A 3,424-nucleotide genomic window follows, 5' to 3' on the forward strand; every position below is an offset into this window, starting at 1 on the left:
GTGTCAAAACTCCAAACGTTGGATTTATATTCAATAGGAGAAAAAGATGTAGAATTTTGTCTTACAGTCCCCGTTTACTTTTCATTTCATTACATATAGGCTTTGTGGTGTAAGGGGGACATTGCCTTTACACAAAATCTATAAGGAGGTCATTGTAATGAAACAGATTAAAAAGTTTGCGGGAGTTGCTTTAGCGGGGACGATTGGATTAAGTGGACTACTGTTTTTAGAACCAAGTGTAAGCGTTGCGGAAGCACAGCAAGTGAAAGTAGAAAATTTCAATACAATTGATGTAACGATGAATCTAAATGAATTGTATGTATTAAGTGGCAGAAGTATTGATATTCTTTCTGGAGATAAAGAAGCAATTCAGTTAAATAAATACACAATTAGTTTTAATAAACCTGGGAAGTATGTGATTAAAGTAAATGGCTGTATTTATGATGATGTATATACTTTTATTGTAAATGAGTAGTATATATTCTTAAATTGCGAGATAAAAACAGAAACACCCTATTTGCGATGAGAGTCGTAAATAGGGTGAATTTATTTGTATTAAGCTGTACTTTAAAGATGTTCACTAATTTTCTTTTTGCCATGTAAAGTATGTAAAAGTGTTTGAAACATCTTAAATGATTGCTGAAAGATTGGACTTTGAATAAAGGTGTACAGAAAAGTTACGATGAAAACAGGACCTCCTAGCATAAATCCAATAACTAGTACAATACATTCTACTATGATTCTAGCACGGCTAATAGAAAGTCCTGTTTTGTCTGAAATAGTAAGCATGAATCCATCACGGGGTCCAGCGCCAATCCCAGCTGCAACGTACATACCTCCACCGATACCTGTAATGGCAATACCAGAAAATAAAATGAGTAAGTTTATCCATAAATAATTACTAGCTTCTGGAAGCATGTTTGATTGTAAGAAAAAGTCCATAATGGGACCGATAAGTAGTGCATTCAAAAATGTCCCCACATTTATATATTTTCGATCTACTAGTAAAGATATTAGAACGAGACATAACCCACATATGACACTCCACGTACCGATGGTCCATCCAAACTTTTGGTAGAGAGCCATATTTAAAACTTCCCAGGGGTGCAAGCCGAGAAATTTAACTTTGACTGCGAGAGCGTTTCCAAGGCCAAAGAAAATTAATCCTAAGAAAAAAAGAAAATAGCGAAAGAGAGTTAGCCTCATCTTTAAAACCTCCCATATTTTATAATTATGTATGTTACCTGTTACGGTCTTAATGTACAAATATTATGTCTTTTTATCATGCGTTTAAAAGTGCTAACAATGTAAATGAAATATACATCTTCACAGTCAAAAAAGTTAAAATATTTCGTTTTAAGGATTATAATGGAAGGAGAAACATAAAAGGGAGTGAATGAACTTGAAACAAGAACTTATTGAAAGATTTACGAGATATGTAAAAATTGATACGCAATCAAATGAAGAAAGCCATACAGTACCAACAACACCAGGACAAATTGAGTTTGGTAAGTTATTAGTGGAAGAGCTAAAAGAAATTGGTTTAACAGAAGTAACGATGGATGATAATGGCTATGTAATGGCAACACTTCCTGCTAATACGGACAAGGATGTTCCTGTAATCGGATTTTTAGCCCACTTAGATACGGCAACAGACTTTACAGGGAAAAACGTCAAACCACAAATTCATGAAAATTTTGATGGTAATGCAATTACATTAAATGAAGAGCTAAATGTTGTGTTAACACCAGAGCAGTTCCCAGAATTACCATCATATAAAGGACATACCATTATTACAACTGATGGTACAACACTTCTAGGAGCAGATGATAAAGCTGGTCTTACAGAAATTATGGTTGCAATGAACCATTTAATACATAATCCGCAAATTAAGCACGGGAAAATAAGAGTAGCATTTACACCGGATGAAGAAATTGGTCGTGGGCCAGCGCATTTTGATGTAGAGGCGTTCGGTGCATCATTTGCTTACACGATGGATGGAGGTCCATTAGGTGGTTTAGAGTATGAAAGTTTTAATGCTGCAGGTGCTAAGTTAACGTTTAACGGAACGAATACACATCCTGGAACAGCGAAAAATAAAATGCGCAATGCAACTAAACTGGCTATGGAGTTTAACGGGTATTTACCAGTAGAAGAGGCACCAGAGTATACTGAAGGATACGAAGGGTTTTACCATTTACTCTCTTTAAATGGTGATGTTGAGCAAAGTAAAGCATATTATATTATTCGAGATTTTGATCGTGAAAATTTTGAAACACGTAAAAATACCATTGAAAATATTGTGAAACAAATGCAAGAGAAGTATGGGAAAGATGCAGTCGTTTTAGAAATGAATGATCAATACTATAACATGCTTGAAAAAATTGAACCAGTAAGAGAAATTGTTGATATTGCATATGAAGCAATGAAAAGTTTAGACATTGAACCAAATATTCATCCGATTCGCGGAGGAACAGATGGATCACAATTATCATATATGGGATTACCGACGCCGAATATTTTCACTGGTGGTGAAAACTATCACGGTAAATTTGAGTATGTTTCGGTAGATACTATGGAAAAAGCTGTTCAAGTTATTGTAGAAATTGCAAGACGTTTTGAGGAGCAAGCTTAAAAAAGAACCAAGTAGTACAAATGTGCTACTTGGTTCTTTTAATATAGTACTCGCCACAAATAAAAAGTCGCATAAGACTCCCAATTAGCCCAGTTTGCTGCAAAGTCTTTTATTTCATCTTTAGTCGGTTTATTTTCGGAGCCTATTATAAATTTAATTGCATTATGGAGACCAACATCATCAATTGGAAAAGCTGAAGGGAATCTTAAACAACGCATTAAAACATAGTTGGCAGTCCATGGCCCTATACCATGGATAGCAGTTAATTGTTTCTCAGCAACCTTTACATCTTGTGTTTGCAGTAAATCCTCTTTTGATAGTTTTCTCTCTGTAATAAGCTTCGCAATACCGATTAAATATTCACATTTTCTAGTCGTCATTTTTAATTGTTGGAGATCTTCTACATGTAGATTTGCAATTGTTTCAGGTGATGGGAATATCCAATGCTTTCTACCGTCCCGTTCTACATAACTGCCAAATTGCTCAACTAATCTTCTTTTTAGCGTATAAGCATATGTTAAGTTAATTTGTTGACCGATAATTCCCCAGGAAAGTGCCTCAAATAAGTCTGGAATACCTAAAGTACGAAGGCCATAATATTGTTCAATTGGTCCTTGAAGGAGTAAATCATGTTTAGCTAATGTATAAAAGGGAGCTAAATCAGTAGTTAAATCAAACCATTCTTTTACATAGTTAGCTACAGCTTCACGTATCGATTTTTCAGATGTATATGATTCTTCTAAACAATGTATTTGAATATTGCCATCTATATTCACACTAATTTCAACT

4 protein-coding genes are annotated in these 3,424 nt (G+C 34.6%); 2 read left to right on the forward strand and 2 right to left on the reverse strand.

The window, feature by feature from the left end; translation table 11 throughout:
• Positions 1-157 precede the first annotated feature (157 nt).
• Entirely contained in the window at positions 158-475 is a 318-nt protein-coding gene (locus ACQGS6_RS24980) for a hypothetical protein (RefSeq protein ID WP_000809495.1), read from the forward strand.
• A gap of 92 nt (positions 476-567) precedes the next feature.
• Here ACQGS6_RS24980 and ACQGS6_RS24985 read toward each other — a convergent pair whose 3' ends face one another.
• Positions 568-1,206 carry a YczE/YyaS/YitT family protein gene (locus ACQGS6_RS24985; RefSeq protein ID WP_001241259.1) on the reverse strand — a complete coding sequence of 213 codons (639 nt, stop codon included), beginning with the start codon at positions 1,204-1,206 and terminating at the stop codon, positions 568-570.
• A 196-nt stretch (positions 1,207-1,402) separates the two neighbouring features.
• Between ACQGS6_RS24985 and pepT the strand changes: the two genes are divergently transcribed.
• Positions 1,403-2,635 (forward strand): peptidase T, encoded by a 1,233-nt coding sequence (gene pepT, locus ACQGS6_RS24990; protein WP_002098141.1) that lies wholly within the window; start codon positions 1,403-1,405, stop codon positions 2,633-2,635.
• A gap of 38 nt (positions 2,636-2,673) precedes the next feature.
• On the opposite strand, the gene ACQGS6_RS24995 is transcribed toward pepT, so the two are convergent.
• On the reverse strand, positions 2,674-3,424 hold a 751-nt coding region (locus ACQGS6_RS24995), incomplete at its 5' end, for a DNA-3-methyladenine glycosylase family protein (protein WP_426965770.1).

This window comes from Bacillus sp. GMs2/2, assembly GCF_050172095.1.
GTDB classification, from domain to species: domain Bacteria; phylum Bacillota; class Bacilli; order Bacillales; family Bacillaceae_G; genus Bacillus_A; species Bacillus_A cereus.

Bases quoted from the DNA above. Each gene is read 5' to 3' on its own strand.
- ACQGS6_RS24980 (WP_000809495.1), top strand. From the start codon at position 158: ATGAAACAGATTAAAAAGTTTGCGGGAGTTGCTTTAGCGGGGACGATT.
- ACQGS6_RS24985 (WP_001241259.1), bottom strand. From the start codon at position 1,206: ATGAGGCTAACTCTCTTTCGCTATTTTCTTTTTTTCTTAGGATTAATT.